Raw genomic sequence first — 18,751 nt, forward strand, 5'->3', positions numbered from 1 at the left:
TATTTAATCAATAATCTTAAAAATTAATTTCCCGATAAATACAGATAACCTGTTTTACTTACTGGTTCATTTAAGTACGTTGTATAGGTAATCACATAAAAATAGGTTCCATCCGGCAGTCGTTTTTGTTTATTAACCGTTGCCCTTCCTTCAGAAATTCCCCTAAACGCTACCGATTCATTATCGTAGTTATAGGCATCATAAACCAGAACGCCCCAGCGGTCATAAATTTGTACGTAAGAGTCCCCATAACATTTAATATTATCAATTTTGAAAATCTCATTTCGACCGTCTCCATTTGGTGAAACTGCATTATAAATAGCGATTTTACATGCATTTAAAGAAAGAATTGTCGGATCATCTTCTGTTGCTGAATTATCATCAGATGTATCGGTTACGGTTGCTTGTTTTGGATCAACTGCCTGCACTGTGGCTTGATTTTCTACACTTCCCACATCAATATCCTCGAAGGTTAAAACATAAGTCCCAACAAAATTATCTGTATTGGTTACTCCTTTTGTTAAAATAATAGGATCGCCTGTAATTACTAATCCCGGTTTTGGGTCTTTGACTATAATGTTTACTAAAGGCACATTTCCGGTATTGGTAATCGCAAAATGGTAGGTTATTGTTTCTCCTATTTCAGCAAAACCGTTTTTATTTTCATCGTTAAATATTCCCGTTTTAACAATTGCTATAGAAGGCTGCAGGGTTAAATCTATAACTGTAGGATCGTCATCGCCCTGTAACGTAGGATCATCACTGTCTGAAACATCAAAAACCAGTTTTCCGTCTGGCGTCTCACCCGCTGCAATTGCGGTATTTACCACTTCATTTTGAGCAACATCACCAATTGTTACCGAATAAGTTGCGGCGGCTGTGCCTACTGCATTTGGAATTAATACATTTGGAGTTACCGTGATTTTGGCCGAACCAATTAAAGGATCTGCTATTTCAAGATTAGTAAGTATTACATTTCCTGTATTTTTAACCGTAAAACTGTAATTGATAACAGAACCTACACCACCGCTGCCAGTAAGTCTTCCGCTTTTAATCAAGGTCAACTCTGCAAATTGAGTAACCGGCGTAACCGTAGGATTGTCATTACCAATAAGTGTAGGATCATCGCTGTCTGACAAATCCTGAATTGAAGTTCCAACGGAAGGCTGCGCCGTAACCAAAGCCTGATTGGTAACTGTTCCTAAATTAATATCGGCCTGAGTTAAAACATAAGTTCCTGTATAATTTGTTACATTCAGCTGACCAACAGGCAAACTGGCGATCGGACTTCCTGAAATTGTGGCTTTAGGATCAGTAACCGTAACATTATTTAAATCCATACTTCCGGTATTGCTTACCAAGAATGTATAACGAATTAATTCTCCCGGCTGTGCATAGCCATCGCCGTTTGTATCTGAGAATACGCCTCGTTTTACTAATGCAACAGATGGCTGTACTACTGTTATTTTAATCACCGCCTGATCACAATTTGCTGGATTTAGGTTTTCGCATATTTCATAAACAATGGTGTAAGTTCCTGACGAAGTACCTGCAGGAACACTAACCATTCCTGTTGCAGTATTTAAAACAGGTACTGCAGCTGAAGAAATAACATCTGCAGGCGTCAGCACGTTTATTTTTACCTGAGTTAATGTTGGTGATCCGTTATCTAACAAGTCATTCGCCAGCACATTCAATACATTATTAGCTCCATCAAGGCCATTAATTCCTCCAACGGCATCATCATTTGCAACTATAGGTCCTGAAATTACAGTCACTATAATATCGGCCGGACTGCAATTTGCTGGATTTAAGTTCTCACAAATTTGATATCGAATGGTATAACTTCCGCTTGGCGTGCCTGCCGGAACATTCACATTTCCGTCAATGACATCTAAAGCCGGAACCGGACCTCCATTGATCGAAGCTGCAGGTGTTACAACTCCAATTGTTATTTCAGCCAGTTGTGCTGCCACTCCATTCAAATTATCATTGGTGATTGCATTTAAAACATTGGCTTGCCCTTTAAAACCATTAATATTTAAAACAGTATCATTATTGGCTTCTATAAATGCTGCCGTTACGGTAATAAACACGGCTGCATCATCAAAATTGGCAGGATTTAAATTCTCTGAAATTCGATATTCTATTCGATACAATCCTGCCGGAGTTTGAGACGGAACGCTGATAATTCCGGTTGCCGGATCCAGAGATGGCACATTTGGATTTCCGTTGATAGGATCTGCCGGATCTAGAACTGTAATGGTGATCTGGCTGATATTAATCACTTTTATTTTGGCATTTTTAGCTTCTATTGATGAGTCATTAAAACTATCATTGTCTAAGACATTCAATGCATTTGCCGAACCTGTATAACCGTTTATATTTAAGTCAACATCATTATTTGCAATAATCGTGGCAACTGTAACCTCAACTGTAATATCGGCTTCACTGCAGTTTACAGGGTGCTGTTTTTCACAGATTCCATAATGAATAATATAATTTCCTGCTGAAGTTCCCGCCGGAACATCTACATTTCCTGTAGTAATGTTTAAAATTGGAACTGGATTTCCTGCAGTGTAATCTGCAGGAGTTGCTGTATTAATCGATGTTATATTGATTTGAGATAATTGAACAGCAGTTCCGTTTAGTAAGTCATTAGATATCACATTTACAACGTTTACAGCTCCAACATACCCATTAATAGTACCTGAAGCATCATTAACTGCCAATATTGGCGCTTGTATCTGTATTGCAATTACTGCTGTATCTGTATTACCTAAATTCAGCTTTTCGCTTAGGCGATATTCAATAGTGTAAGTTCCTGTAGTGGTTCCCGCCGGAATATTGACAATTCCTGTTGATGGATTCAAAATTGGAACTAAACCTCCATTAATAGAACTTGCAGGCACTAAAACATCAATTTGAACTTCTGACGGAATTACTACTACGCCATTTAAGGTATCATTATCTAATACATTTACTGCATTGGCTGTATTGACAGAACCATCAAATATAGCAGCAGGAGAATCGTCAACAGCATCAATTGGATTTGCAATAACCGTGATGGTTATAATGGCGTCATCACAATTTGATGGATTTAATCTATCACAGATTTTATAGACTATTTTGTATTCTCCTTCATGAGTTCCTGCCGGAACATCTACATTTCCGGTTAGTAAATTCAATACCGGAATCGGAGCTCCGTTAATTGAGCTTGCCGGACTAACTAATGTTTTATTAATATCTGCCAATACAACCTGCGCTCCATTCAGCGTATCGTTTGTGTATGCATTTATTACATTATTTGCGCCGCTGTATCCGATAATATTTCCGACCGCATCATCATTAGCAGCAATGATTGGAGCTATAACAACAATATTTATAACGGCTTCATCACAATTTGATGGATTTAGTTTATCACAAATTCTATATCTAATTTGATAAGCTCCTGCTGATGTTCCTGCCGGAATGCTCACAAAACCAGTGGAGAGATCTAATGTTGGAACTAAACCTCCGTTTATAGGAGTTGCCGGAGTTATAATAGTTGGGTTTATCAAACTGGTATCTGTTAAAAGAACTCCATTATACGTATCATTATTTGTGAATGCATTTAGAACATTGCCTGCTCCCGCGAATCCGTTTATGTTTGTAATTGAATCGTCTTCGGCCGAAATTGTAGGCTGATTTACAACAATTATAATCGTTGCGGAACTGCAGTTTGCAGGGTTTATTTTTTGACAGATTTCATACTGAATCGTGTAAGTTCCCGCCGAAGTTCCCACAGGAACATCTACAAAGCCTGTCAGCAGATTTAATATCGGAACAATTCCGTTTGTTGAAGATGCCGGAGGCGTTGTATTTAGCGAATGAATATCGATTTGAAGTATTGGAACAGGCGCGCCGTTTAGTTCGTCATTTGCCAAGGCATTAACCACATTGTCAGCACCAGCATATCCGTTAATATTATTGGCAAAATCATTATCAGCATCAATAATTGGTGTTGTAATATTGATTGTAACATCGGCTTCACTGCAATTTAACGGATTTAGTTTTTCACAGATTCTATAATGAATTACATAAATTCCCGCCGAAGTTCCCGCCGGAACATCTACATTTCCTGTCAAAGTATTCAATACCGGAATTGGATTTCCTGAAATATAACCAGCAGGAGTGGATGTTGAAATCGATGTAATATTAATTTTGATTAACTGAATATCCAATCCGTTTAATCTGTCGTTTGTAATGGCGTTTATAATATTATTGGCGCCAGTAAATCCGTTGATATTATTTGCAGAATCATTATTTGCGATAATTGTTGGAGCACTAACATTGATCGTTATAGTTGCTGTATCAAAATTATTGAGATTCAAATTTTCACTTAAACGATATTGAATAGTATAACTTCCTGCTGAAGTTCCTGACGGCACATTTACACTTCCGCCTGACGGATCTAAAACAGGAACTGCCCCTCCATTTATTGATGCTGCCGGAACAATATTACTAATGGTAACTTGTGAAGGAATTACCGCAACGCCATTTAGCGTATCGTTTGTCAAAGCATTTACAACATTGTTTGCTCCGGCAAATCCGTTTATACCGCTGGCAATATCATCTGCAGCTATAATTGGCGCTCCAATTACATTAATAAATACGCTCGCATCATTACAGTTTGTAGTGTTTATTTTTTCGCAGATTGTATATTTAATTTCATAATCTCCCCCAGGAGTTCCTGCCGGAATACTCACATTTCCACTTAACGGTTCTAATACAGGAATTGGTCCGCTATTTATTGGCACAGCCGGAGCATCAACAGTTATATTTATATTTGAAAGGATTACAGCTGATCCGTTAAGCGTATCATTAGACAAAACATTGACAGCATTTGTTGTGGCAGCATATCCGTTTATATTGGCAATTGTATCATCATTTGCCTCAATAACCGGAGCTGTAACTTCTATCGAAATAAGGGCAATGTCAGTATTGGTAAGATTTAGCTTTTCGCTTAGACGATAGGTTATATTATAATTTCCTGCTGCAGTTCCTGCTGGTACATTTACATTTCCTGTTAATGGATTTAATATCGGAACTAAACTTCCGTTGACAGAACCTGCCGGAATTAAAACATCGATTTGAACTTCTGACGGAATTACCAAAATGCCATTTAAAGTGTCATTATCCAGAGCATTTATAGCATTTGGATTTCCCACAAATCCATTGATGGAAGCAAACGGAATATCATTTACAGCATCAATTTGAGCTGGAATAACAGTAATCGTAATGGTGGCTTGATCGCAATTTCCTGTATTGAGGTTTTCGCAGATTTCATAAACAAATTTATACTCGCCAGCCGGAGTTCCTGCCGGAACACTGACAAAACCCGTTGTAATATCAAAAGTTGGAACTGATCCTCCATTTATTGCGCTTGGATTTGAAATAATGTTTGCTGTAATAATAGTAAGATCAATCGCTCCGCCATTTAGTAAATCATTATCAAAGGCATTTATAACATCAGTTCCGCCAGAATAACTATTGATATTGCTGACAGTATCATCATTGGCAAGAATTGGCGGTGCTGTTACATTAATTATGATAACGGCATCATCACAATTTCCTGTTCGTAAATCTCCTGCAATTGGCGGAACTGCAGGCGTATTGAGATTTTCGCAGATTTGATATTTAATTTGATATTGCCCTTCTGGTGTTCCGGGCGGAATATTAACTCTTCCTGAGGCTGCAACCAATTCCGGAACTGGTGCTCCGGGAGTTTTTGGAGTCGCAGGAATCAAAATTGAAGGAGTAAGGAGTCCGGCTAAATTAATATTTAAGGCCGCGCCGTTAAAAGTATCATTGCTGGTGTAAGCATTAATTATGTTCACCGCTCCTTCATATCCGTTTACATTTGGAACAAGGTTGTCATTTACGATAAGCGGCGCCGGATCAACAACAATCGCAATACTTGCATCTGAACAATTTGAAGGATTCAATTTCTCACAAATATGATACTTAATATAATAGGTATCGGCAGGCGTTCCTTCCGGCACAGTTACCCAGCCTGTCGTTGTACTAAATATTGGCACATTCGCTCCCGGATAAACTGCACTTGCTCCAGTTTCCTGTGTTACTGTTATTTCATCAAAATTTGCAGTTGTAATTGGAACTCCGTTCAAACTATCGTTAGTTAAGGCATTAATCACGTTTATTTGTCCGGTATAACCATTAATATTTTGAGCTGCATCATCATCCGCATCAATTATTGTAGTTTGAACCTGCACTAAAATACTTGCCGTATCACAATTTGAAGGATTTCCAATTTCACAAATGCGGTATTTTATTTCGTAAATTCCTTTTACTGTTCCTGCCGGCACATTTACATTTCCTGTAGAAATATCTAAAACAGGTACGTTCAAAACAGCAGGATCGATTGGTGAAGCCGGGCTTGTTACTGAAAGTGTTACATTAGAAAGCGTGGCCTGAGCGCTTGCTAATCTGTCATTTGTTAAGGCATTAATAACATTATTCGCGCCTGTATATCCATTAACAGCAGGAACCACAACATCAATTCTGGCGTCAATTCCTGCGGTTGTTACTTCTATAGTTTCAGTTGTAGTGGAGCAATTGCTTAAATTTCCAACTTCACAAATTGTGTAGGTTAAAGTATAATCGTCTGCCGGAGTTCCAGAGGCTACAGAAATCGTATTGGTTAAGGAATTAAAAGTTAAATAACTTGAAATAGAATTTATGGTTACCTGAACGTTTGATGCTGTTACTGGAATTCCATTCAATTTATCACTGTTTAGAATAGTCTGAGTTCCCGTATTTCCTCCAACATCACCAGATATAGAAGCAAAACTTTCAGGAACTGCACATATTCTATTAAAAATTGTAAAGTTTGCAGCCGAAGAAATACAAGTATTCAAACCAATTCTACGTACATAAATTGGAACATTTCCAGATGCTAAACCAGTAAAAATATTACTCGCCTGAAACGTTATTCCATCTTTACTGTATTCATAACCAGTTCCTAAATCCGGATTGGTGATGGCAATTGTACCTGTTGCATTTGTACAAGAAGGCTGCTGCGTTACCAAACCAATCGGCGCGGCCGGAACATCAAAAACATTTAACGTAACCTGATTTGAAGTAGTCTGGCACCCTGCCTGTGATTGGGAAATTAAAACTCTAAAATATCTATTACCCGCAGCCGCATATGCTGGTGTAGTGTAAGAAGCAGTTGTTCCGCCTGTCCCATCTGTAACATTCGTATAAGGTCCGGTCAAAGCCGATGCTGTCTGCCATTGGTACAATAAAGTTCCGGACGGAATATTTCCCGTGGCCGTAACGGTAAAAACATGGGTCTGATTAATACAAACTTCTCCATTTACAGGCTGTACATTTATAATAGGAGATTCAAAAACATCAACTTTTGCCACATTAGAACTGACTACTCCACAGCCAATTCCCGAATCTGTTACCTGCAATCTATAGAAAGTATCTGCGTTTAAAACTCCGGTTGTGTAAGACGTTGTATTTGCTCCAGTTCCATCAGTTACGTTTGCCCATCCTGTTGCTCCATCTAAAGATTTCTGCCATTGATACGCATAAGTTCCTGAACCATTTGCTGCGTTTGCTGTTAATGTAAAAGTACCGCCTTCGCAAATATTGCCGCCAACTGGCTGTAATGCTATTGTTGGATCTGGGATTACTGCAGCCGTTACAACATTCGTAATAAGTGTGCAGGCCGGAGTGCTTGAAGATATTACAGAACGGTAATAAGTTGTGGCTGTTAAAGGTCCGGAAGTATAATTTGCAGTTGAACCGCCTGTTCCTCCAGAAACATTTGCCCATCCCGTTGTTCCGTCTGCTGAACTTTGCCATTGATACGTAAAGTTGGCAGAACCTCCGTTTGCAGAAGCCTGGGCAGAAACTGAAATAGTACCTCCCACGCAAACTGTTGGCGGTGTACTTGGCTGTGTTGTAATACTCGGAATAATAACAGCTGCAATAGATGATATAACAGGATCACAACCTTGGGTTCCATCTGAAATGGCAACCTGATAATATGTATTTTGTGTTAAAACCGGAGTGGTATAACTTGCAGAAACTGCTCCCGGAATATCATTATAAGGTCCTGCCAGAACAATAGCATTTTTCCATTGATAGGTATAGTTTCCTGAACCGCCGCTTGCCGTTACGCTTAAAACTGCTGTCGATCCGCTGCAAATATTTGTTTTTTGAACGGGCTGCGTCGTAATCGACACATCTGATAAAACAGTTACCGCTGCAACATTTGATGTAATGGTGGTACAGCCATTTCCGGTGGCAGTGACATCAACTCTATAATAAGTTGTCTGCGTTAAAACGGGTGTTACATAAGTTGCAGCCGTTGCGCCTGCTATAGTGGTAAATGTGATATTATTTAAACTGCTGAACCATTGGTATGTTAAACTTGGTGTTCCATTTGTCGCTGAAACTGATAACGTATGATTTCCGCCCGAACAAATTGTAGTTCCTGTTGGCTGAACTGTTATTGCCGGATCAGGAACAACGGTTGCAGTAACTGTATTTGAAGTTAAAACGCAATTTATTGCTGATGAAGTAATTACAACTCTAAATTGCGTAGTTAGATTTAATACATCAGAAATAAAATTAGGTGTTACTGCCGTTGGATTTGTTTCATTCACAAAACCAGAACCAGAATTACTCTGCCACTGATAGCTTAATGTTCCTGATCCCCCGTTTACAGAAGCTGTCACACTGATATTTACTGTACCTCCAATACAAATTGCTGCTGGAGTTGTGGGCTGCGCCGTAATGTTTGTAACATTGATAAGTGCTGGATCTGAAAAAGCTTCGCAGCCATTTCCTGACTGGGTAATTAACACTCTGAAATACAAATTTGAATTTAATGCTGCAGTTGTATAAGTATCTGTATTCATACCCGTGCCTCCCAAAACACTTGTCCATCCTGAAGCTCCGTCAGCAGAACTCTGCCATTGGTATGCTATTGTTCCCGCAGCAGGATTTGTTGTAGTGGCTGCAACAGTCATTGTATGTGTAGTGCCAGAACAAATTGTATTTCCAATAGGCTGTGTTGTAACAACAGGATCCTGAATAATAGTAAGTTTGGCTGTGTTACTTATCACCTGAGCGCAGGTACTGGAGACATTTACTCTATAATAATATTCGCCCGCGGTTAAAGAACCGGCTGATGTAAAGGATGAATTGGTCTGTCCCGAAATATCTGCCCAGCCAGTAGCTCCATCAGCTGATGACTGCCATTGATAGGTATATGGAGCAATACTGCCTGATGGAGTTGTATTTAAAGTTATTGTTCCTCCTTCACAGATTGTGCTGCCGCTTGTTAGTACAGAAGTTGTCAAATCTGCTGGTCGGACAATATTTGCTTCATCTGAATATGCTGTACAAGAACCATTGCTAATCGTCCATTTTAATCTTGTCGTTCCAATAGAAATATTCGTTACGGTTGTATTGAAAGCATTTGGATTTGTAATTATTGCCGAATTTCCAGCATTTGAAACAAACGTCCATGTTCCCGTTCCAGTTGAAGGATTATTTCCGTTTAACCCTGCTGTTGATGCATTACAAATTGTCTGATCTATTCCTGCATCTGCAAGTTGCGGTAAAGGATTTATAGTAATAGAAACTGTACTCGAACTTGCAGGACAGGATCCGCTTGAAATTGTCCATTGGAATTCATAAACTCCAGCCTGAGTTCCAAAAACAGCAGTTGCTGCAGATGTTGGCGTTTCGAAAACTACGGTTGTAGGTCCTGAAATTTGTGTCCAAAGTCCTGTTCCAATTGTTGGTGTATTTGCATTCAAATTTAAGGCTTGAAATTCGCATATCGAAAATGGCGTTCCTGCAGCCGAAGTTGCAGGGAGAGGATCAACGGTAATTGTAACATCATCAGAAAAAACGCAGGAAAGATTTGTTGCAGTCCATCTTAAAACATACGATCCTGCTCCGTTTGGAGTAAACGTCGAAGCTGGACTTGCCGTATTAGAAAAAGATCCGTTTGCAGGTCCGCTAAATTGCGACCATTGTCCAGTTCCAACTGTAATTGTATTAGCTGCTAAAGCTGCTGTCGAAGATTGACAAATTGTTTGGTCTGGTCCAGCTTGAGGTACCGTTAAATCTGCTGTAACTGTAATTTGAACATTAGTAGTTGTGGGCGTACATACTGTTCCGTTTGTAACGGTCCAGCTAAAAATGTAAACACCACCTGTTTGAGTCAAATTTGAAACTGTTGTTATGGGTAAAATTTCAGAACTAAAAACAGCTGTGGTAGGTCCGGAAACCTGAGCCCATTTTCCTGTTCCTACCGTTGGCGGTGTTGCAGTAAGTTCTGTCATCGAGCCACAAACAGCATTATCTCCTTCTGCAATTGTGGCTGAAGGTGCAGCGGCATATTCAACTCTGACTTGATCCGAATTACTGCAGCTTCCAGAAGTTACTGTCCAGTTAAAAACATAAATTCCAAATCCTGGATTTATATATTTTGCATTTGGAAGTGATGCGTCATCAAAAGTTCCTCCTGAAGGCCCTGCAAGCACAGTCCATAAACCTGTTCCCTGAATTGGATTTGTGGCTGCGAGCTGAATTTCCTGAGCCGGCAGATTAGCGCTGCACAAAACCTGATCTGGTCCCGCGCTCGCTGTAGAAGCCTGGCCATTAACCGTAACCTGAATATCATCTGAAGATTCAGGACAGGAACCCTGTGCGGCAATTGTATACCTAAAAACATATACACCCGGAAATAAACCTGTTACAGCAGCACTATTGTTTCCTGTTGAAGTAATAGTGGGAGTACCTATTCCACCCGAAACATAAGCCCACGTTCCTGTACTAGTTGGATTTCCCGTCAAATAAAGAGGTCCCGCTAAACAAGTAGAAAAATCTGAACCCGCGGCCGCTGCTTCAGTTACTTTTATACTTACCTGGTCTTTACTGGCAGGACAATTTATTCCTGTATAAGTTGTCCATTCTAAAATATATTCACCAGTTACAAGTCCAGATAGAGTTGAATTTGCAATTGCAACATTAGAAAAAACAGGTGAATTTGGTCCGCTTATTAATGACCATAAACCATTTGTGCCTGCATCAGGTGCTGCTGCTCCAAGTGTAACACTGGTCTGATTACAAACTGTTTGATCTGAACCTGCAATTGCTATTGATGGCGGCTGGCTAACATTCAACTGAACAGCATCTGAAGAAACAGCGCAGGCTCCTCTGGAAATTGTCCATTGATAAACCCAGGAAGCTGAAGATAAACCTGTTATTGTTGTATTAGGATTGGTGGGATCTGTAATTAAAGGACCATCTCCTCCACTCACAAATTCCCACAAACCTGTTTCTCCGGCTGCAGGAGTATTTCCTGAAAGCGTTGCAACCGGACCGCATATATTTTGATCATTTCCTGCCTGCGCTATTGTTATGGCTGGCGCTATTGTTATGGCTACAGTATCTTGTGCATCTGTACAGCCAATATTGCTTACTGTCCATTGAAATTCGTAATTTCCATCACTTAATCCCGTTACGGTTGTATTAAATTGAGTTGGATTTGTAATTGTTGCTGCTGTTCCTCCCGTCTGTATCCATAAACCTGTTCCCGGCGAAGGATTATTTCCAGCTAAAGTTACTGTTGTGGTTCCTGTTACCAGACATTGATCTGTTCCTGCAGCTGCGGTCGCCCCTTGCGTTGCATTTGTAGATACATCAACTGTATCTACAGAACTTCCGCACCCATTTACAATGGTCCATGTAAATGTATAAGTTGTATTTTGTGCCAGTCCGGAAGCAATTGCACTTGGGTCGTTTGCATCATTAAAAGTTACTCCTGCACTTGGAGAAACTGTCCATGTCCCTGTCTCACTGGCAATAGTTGCATTTCCTTGTAATTGAATGGGTGAACCAAAACAAATTGACTGGTTGTTACCTGCCTGAGCCTGCGTTGGCGTCGCACTCGACACAATAACTTCGGCTATACTTTGCGTAACCTCACACGCAGATCCACCAGAAATTGTCCACCTAAACCTGTATTTTCCATTTATTAAACCCGACACTGTTGTCTCCGGATTTTTAACATCCGAAAATACTGCTGTAGAAGGCCCGGAAACCTGCGTCCATGTTCCTCTTCCTCTGGTTGGTGTATTTCCCGCTAATTGGGCTGTTGTTAAATTACAAGCTAAATTCTGAAGTGTTCCTCCGCTTGACGCTGATGGCGGTGCTGATATCAAGATCGAAACATCATCATAAACTGTTTCACACTGGCTTCCCGGATTTGGCGCTTTTATTAATCTAATCACATACCTGCCTGAAATTCTAAGGCTGTCGATTGTAACGGAGTTTCCGGAAAAATTTACCAAAGGTGTTGGAAATGAAGGATAAGTAGTTGTGAAAGGTGTTGGACCACTTACAATCTGCCAGCTCATTTGTCCATTTCCAGTTGAATTAACCGGAATAACAGCGGAAAATTCACTGCATGCTAATGTTTGATCAGGACCTGCCGATATTGCAATTACTTCTTCTAGAGTAACATTGTAAGTTCCTGTAGAAGTACATCCGGTTGTACTATTGTTTAATGTGTATAAAAAATTATAGGTTCCAAGCACAGTCATACCTGTAACAAGTGTTGAAGATGAGGCTGGGTTTTGGATAGAAGCTGTAACAGGTCCCCCAGTTTGAGTCCATTGAACTGTTTCATTCACATATAAAGGAACCGTGCCTTGTAAAACGGTTGAAGTTCTTCCGTCACAATAAATTAAACTGGCATCTCCAACATTGGTAACATCTGCTGTCGGAGCTGGAACAGTTATAGCAACTTCATCAGTTCCATTGGCACAGTTTCCCGCAACGGTCCATCGTAAAACATAAGTTCCTTCTATTAAACCATTAACATTGGTATTATTATCATTGGCATTTGAAAAATTTGGGATGTTTGGGCCTGAAACCACGGTCCATGTTCCTTGCTGCTGCCCGGGAGTACTGCCTCCAAAGCTCCCATTAAGATTTACATTTTGTGTAGAAGAATAGCACTTTGAAAGTGTAATATCACCGCCTGCCGTTACAGGTTGAATTCCGCCTAAAGTGTTAATCACAACTTCATTTACACTTTGGCAGTTTGATGCGCTGTTTACTATTGTCCATCTTAAAGTAGTACTTCCTGATGACGCACCAGAGACTGTAATTGAGGCATTTGGCGAATTTGGATTACTGATACTAATACCAGCATTATTATTTCCTTCAATTGACCAGGTTCCTGTTTCAGAAGCGCCAACGGCATTTCCATTCAAAACATACGTTCCGTGGCAATATGTTTGGTCTGTTCCTGCATTAGCTAATGTAATGGGCTTAATCGTAATAAGAAAATCATCTGAAACAGTTGATCCGTCCTGACATTGAGCGGTAAGTCTAAAACCATACGAATTTCCCGGACTAGCACCTCTAACTAAACTTTGCAGATTTGCAGGAACATCAATAATAACTGCCGGGCCTGATATCTGGATCCAGCTGGGATTTTGCAAATACCCTAATCCTGCATCGGTGTTTGCAGTTCCTAACAATAAAAACTGGTCAACAGGCAGCCCGCCTTCTCCGCCGGGGCAGATAATCCTGTCTACATTTGCATTTACAGTACAGTTCTGAGAAAAAGATAATACAGGTAAAAGAAATATAATGGACAACAAAAATCTTTGTACTGCTTTAAAATCCAAAAGTGAGTAATTTAATTTCATAAATCTTTTTTTAAAATTTAAAAAACAAATCTTGTGCTATTGGGTATTGTAAATGCTATTAAATTAATCAGTCGATAAAAGTTTATTCGTAAAAAAGTAATCGTAATTATTTCTTACTAATCATATTCTTCAGAGTAAAGAAAATTACAGGTAGTAAAACGCTAATAATTGTTAATAGGGTGCCGAAAGAGAATTTTAAAAGTATTTTTTGAAAGCAAATATTCTTTTTAATAATGAGACTGTAATGAAAAAAGTAAAATTATATCGGATTTAAATCGGGCAATACTACAAAAACATAAGTATTGGTAAAATTATGAAAATAGTAAGAAAAGATATTACAAAAAGATGTTGCAAGTTATAACTTGCAACCAAATTATTCCTACATTTTTAACACTCAGCTTAATAATTTTTTAATTTTAAATTACTTAACTATTTGATGAATTTTTCAATACTAAGGATTCTCTTTACAAATTATTTTTTTAAGTTTTTTCAATTATTTATACCCTATTATACAAACCTATTATTCCGTTCTTTTTCCAAACTAATAAAAAATATTATTATGAAAAGTAAATTTTTAATCACAGGAATAGTATCCTTGATTTTTAGTAGTTTAATGCAAGCTCAGGAAAAATCTTCAAATCAAAATTGGCCCGACAGAACTGTTTTACCTATTGAGGCGTATCAAAAAACAGGTAAAATAGAACCTAACATCAAGGACTCTGACCCTATCGAGTGGCCTAAAGAAATTAGTGCTCCCGAAGGCGCTCCAAACGTATTGTTAATTCTCATTGATGATGTTGGTTTTGGTGCTACTTCCACATTTGGAGGTCCCGTTCCTACACCTAATTTTGATGCATTAGCTAAAAACGGACTGCAGTACAACCGCTTTCATACCACCGCTGTGTGTTCGCCTTCAAGAGCTTCTCTTATCACAGGCAGAAATCATCATACTGCAGCCACAGGAATTATTATGGAATTCTCTACCCCTTATCCCGGTTATAATAGTTTAGTTCCAAAAAGCGTTGCTACAATTGGTAAAATACTAACTGATAATGGTTACGGTACTTCTTGGTTTGGTAAAAATCATAACGTGCCTGACTGGCAGTCCACACCTGCCGGCCCATTTTATTTATGGCCAACTGGTCTGGGTTTTGAATATTTTTATGGTTTTTTAGGTGCCGATGCGCATCAGTTCAGACCATCTTTAATTGAAGGCACTAAACCAATTGATCCATATTTAGTTGATGGAAAGGTAGATCCGGATTATGTATTAGACAAAGATTTAGCAAACCATGCCATCAAGTGGATCCAGACACAAAAAGCAGTGTCACCCAATAAGCCATTTTTTGCTTATTACACTCCTGGAACTGCACATGCTCCACATCAGGCTCCAAAGGATTGGATTGCAAAATTCAAAGGAAAGTTTGACTACGGTTTTGATAAACAGCGCCAGATGACTTTTGAAAAACAAAAGGCGATGGGAGTTATTCCAAAAGATGCAAAACTGGCACCTACACCAGATGATTATCAAAAATGGGATGCTCTGAGTCCAAATATGAAAAAAGTTGTGGCTAGGGAAATGGAAGTATATGCTGCTCAGCTTGCCTATTGTGATGATCAGATTGGACGCATTATTAAGTCAATTAAAGATTTGGGAGAACTTGACAATACACTTATTATTTATATAATGGGAGATAATGGAGCCAGCGCTGAAGATCCAACCGGACAGGGACTTACCAGTGAAATTGGAATTATGGTAAATGGAGAAAAAGATACAGAAGAATTTATGCTGAAAAATCTGGATGAGTTTGGAGGCCCTTGGTTTCAGGAACATTACTCTCAGAGCTGGGCGCACGCCATGAACACACCTTACCAGTGGGATAAAAAAATAGCGTCCCATTTAGGGGGCACAAGAACTGGAATGATTATTTCGTGGCCGAAAAGAATTAAACAGACTGGGCAGATTCGCAGCCAATATGCACACATCACAGATATAGTGCCTACTATCCTTGAAGCTGCTAATATTCCTTCTCCCAACTCAGTAGATGGTTTTAAACAAACTCCTATGGCTGGTAAAAGTCTTGTTTACAGCTTTGATAATGCCACGGCTCCTGAAACACATAACACGCAGTATTATGAAATAATAGCGAACAGAGGTATCTATAAAGATGGATGGCTGGCGAATACTACTCCTCGTAACTTACCTTGGCAGGGACATCCAATTCCGTCAGAAGATCCTATGAAGGACTATAAATGGGAATTATATGATCTTAAAAAAGATTTCAGCCAAGTGGATAATGTTGCCGCAAAAAATCCGGAAAAACTAAAAGAGCTGCAAAAAGCATTTTTAGATGAAGGAAGGAAATATAATGTGTTCCCACTTGATGATCGTTATATAGACAGGGTGAATCCTGAAAATCGTCCTAACTTAAACAAAGGCAGAACCAGCTATGTTTATCATGAAGGAAATTCTCGTATTACAGAGGGAATGGCTCCAAATATGAAAAACACTTCTTTTAGTATCACGGCTGATATAGTGGTAAAAGCGGGCGATGAGGGAATGATTATCACACAGGGAGGTTATTTTGCCGGTTTAGCATTAATGCTTCAGAAAGGGAAACCAACTTTTGCTTATGCCTTTTCACATTATCCTCAATCAAAATGGTCAATTCAATCACCAACTGCATTAACTGCAGGTAAACACAACATCACAGTAAATTTTGACTATGCAGGAGGCGGCGCTGGTAAAGCTGCAAAAGTTACCTTGCTTGTAGATGGAAAAGAAGCTGCAAAAGGTGATATCCTAAAAACAGTTCCAAGCCGATTCTCTGCCGATGAAACACTGGATGTAGGTGAAGATTTTGGAACGCCTGTAAACAGAAGTTACGAAGTTCCTTTTACGTTTAAAGGTGAAATTGAAAAAGTTACTGTTAATTTGAAATAATACAGTCCTAGCCAGCGATACCTATCTAAACATGTTTTCTTGTTAAGATGTTCGCTGGTTTTTCTTTTAATATTTTTGAAAAAAAAACCAAATGACCTAAAAAAGCTTCTTAATATTTAAAAAATAAATTCTCCTAATAATCACCGGACCTTAGATACTCAACAAAATACAATTATATCTAAAATACGTTGAATGGATTATTGTAATATTATATTTCCAGGATTTATCTTATATTTGATTTGAAAAAATTAAAGTCCATGAAAAAGATTCTACTGATGACAATGCTGTTTACCTGCTTTTGGTCATGCTCAAATGACAGCGAAATAATCCCCGATGACACCTCTGGCGATATCCAGGGAGCATGGATTTTAAAGGCAGAATATACGGGTGGTATAAGACAGCCGCTAAGTGAATGCCGTCTTTATGAAACTATTTCCTTTTCAGGTACTGAAATACTACTGGTAAGGACTGATGAATCGGAAACCAAAACCTGCAGTCTCACCACATATGAAGGAATTTTTGCCAGAACAGGCACCAGCTTGTCGGTGACATTGCCCAGCGAGAATTTCAAAGTTAAAATCAAGGAGTTAACAGCAGTAAAACTAGTTTTAATTGCTGAAAATTCAGGTAAAATGACTGAATATGAAAGAGCAAAGCCGTATTCCTTACTGCATTAAATAAATCTTTAAAATAAAAAACATTACAAACCTCATTTCATGGCAGATATAACGAACTGCCTTTAAGTTTGAAGGAGTAAAAAAACAGAAATTATGAAAAAAATAGTTATTGCGGCATTTTGTTTTATCATTTTACTTTCCTCCTGTAACGACGAAGAAAGCGATGCCAAAATCACTATTCCAGTAGGTTCTATAACAGCGAAAATAGACGGTGTTGAAACTTCATTCAATACAGAAGCTTATGCCACATTAGATACAATTCCGTGGTCTTTTGGAACAGATGCTGTTAAATTATCTATTAGAGGAAAAAAAACGTCCGCAGATAATTCAGAAAATATATTAATCTGGTTTTTTGTTACTCCGGTAAGAAAGATAGATGCTGGAACATATCCTGATTTAAACAAGCAGATCTATCATTATATCGAGTTCAATAATTTATGGAATGGAAATTTATACAATTACGGCTCCAATAGATATGGGGATGAATTTTATACTTCAAAATCAACAATTTTAAGAATTGATTCCTTAGTTCAAGGTGTTTTCAGCGGGAATATTGGTATTGGCGCAGGAGCTTCAGGAGTTGAACAGCCTCCGTTATACCATAAAATTACTGATGGACAATTTAATGTAAAGATTATGAATTAAAAAGAAAAATGGCGTTTACAGCGGGTTTAGAACTAAATAAGCCTAATGCCCAATCCGTTACTTTAACTTTAACTTTAGTTTTTATTTCCACAACTGGATATAATCTTGATAAGTTCTTAATTTGTAATCTGTTTTGATTTGAGCCAATTTCCAATCTTTTTCTGCTTTTAAAAAATCACCAAGTTTATAACTTATAGCTCCCCGGTTGTAGATAGCTTCTTTTAAGAAATCAGCTTTTTGTGTTTGAGCAAGATTTATACACTTTTCATAATCTAAAAATGCAGATTTAAACTTTTTTTGTTCTTTTTTGCAATTTGCTCTAAAAAAATAAAATTCGGCATCATTTGGATAATTTATAATTGCTTTATCGTAAATTCTCTCCGCATTATAATGATCTCCATTTAATAGAGAATAACTCGACCCTAGTTTATCAAACAGTTCACGCTCCTTGTTTCCTTTTTTAATTGCCATTTCAAAATTTAAAATTGCATCTTCCAGTTTTTTATGGTCAAAACTATCATCTTCGACTGCTGTAAGAAAACTATTTTTTCCTCTTTCAAAATAGGTTTGTCCACTTATAAATAAATCTGTTTTATAAATAATAAACAACAGGATTAAAATCGTTAACAGTCCGAATATTTTAAATAAATTTTTCTTCATTTCGTAAAATTATAACTTTCTTGAATTTAATCTGGTTTTTTGTTTTTACTAACAGTATAATAGCAATT

5 protein-coding genes are annotated in these 18,751 nt (G+C 38.4%); 3 read left to right on the plus strand and 2 right to left on the minus strand.

The annotated features are described in order from the left end of the window. Positions 1-23: 23 nt before the first annotated feature. Entirely contained in the window at positions 24-13,757 is a 13,734-nt protein-coding gene (locus B0A68_RS05550; RefSeq protein WP_035689598.1) for a gliding motility-associated C-terminal domain-containing protein, read from the minus strand. 559 nt (positions 13,758-14,316) lie between these two features. Here B0A68_RS05550 and B0A68_RS05555 point away from each other — a divergent pair. The 3 genes from B0A68_RS05555 to B0A68_RS05565 all read left to right on the plus strand — a co-directional run bounded on the left by B0A68_RS05555 (position 14,317) and on the right by B0A68_RS05565 (position 18,023). Beyond that, positions 14,317-16,701 (plus strand): arylsulfatase, encoded by a 2,385-nt coding sequence (locus tag B0A68_RS05555; RefSeq protein ID WP_035689601.1) that lies wholly within the window; start codon positions 14,317-14,319, stop codon positions 16,699-16,701. A 257-nt stretch (positions 16,702-16,958) separates the two neighbouring features. Then, entirely contained in the window at positions 16,959-17,378 is a 420-nt protein-coding gene (locus B0A68_RS05560) for a lipocalin-like domain-containing protein (protein WP_084679204.1), read from the plus strand. A 93-nt stretch (positions 17,379-17,471) separates the two neighbouring features. Beyond that, positions 17,472-18,023: a hypothetical protein gene (locus tag B0A68_RS05565; RefSeq protein ID WP_035689605.1), complete on the plus strand. Its 552-nt coding sequence runs from the start codon at positions 17,472-17,474 to the stop codon at positions 18,021-18,023. 81 nt (positions 18,024-18,104) lie between these two features. Here B0A68_RS05565 and B0A68_RS05570 read toward each other — a convergent pair whose 3' ends face one another. After that, positions 18,105-18,683, minus strand: a complete 579-nt coding sequence (locus B0A68_RS05570) for a hypothetical protein (RefSeq protein ID WP_035689606.1) — start codon at positions 18,681-18,683, stop codon at positions 18,105-18,107. Positions 18,684-18,751 lie beyond the last annotated feature (68 nt).

Origin of the sequence: Flavobacterium reichenbachii, assembly GCF_002217435.1 — a bacterium.
Classification (GTDB): Bacteria; Bacteroidota; Bacteroidia; order Flavobacteriales; family Flavobacteriaceae; genus Flavobacterium; species Flavobacterium reichenbachii.

What these genes read in the sequence shown, in the direction of transcription:
- B0A68_RS05570 (WP_035689606.1), bottom strand. Translation starts at nt 18,683, where the DNA reads ATGAAGAAAAATTTATTTAAAATATTCGGACTGTTAACGATTTTAATC.
- B0A68_RS05560 (WP_084679204.1), top strand. Translation starts at nt 16,959, where the DNA reads ATGAAAAAGATTCTACTGATGACAATGCTGTTTACCTGCTTTTGGTCA.
- B0A68_RS05550 (WP_035689598.1), bottom strand. Translation starts at nt 13,757, where the DNA reads ATGAAATTAAATTACTCACTTTTGGATTTTAAAGCAGTACAAAGATTT.
- B0A68_RS05555 (WP_035689601.1), top strand. Translation starts at nt 14,317, where the DNA reads ATGAAAAGTAAATTTTTAATCACAGGAATAGTATCCTTGATTTTTAGT.
- B0A68_RS05565 (WP_035689605.1), top strand. Translation starts at nt 17,472, where the DNA reads ATGAAAAAAATAGTTATTGCGGCATTTTGTTTTATCATTTTACTTTCC.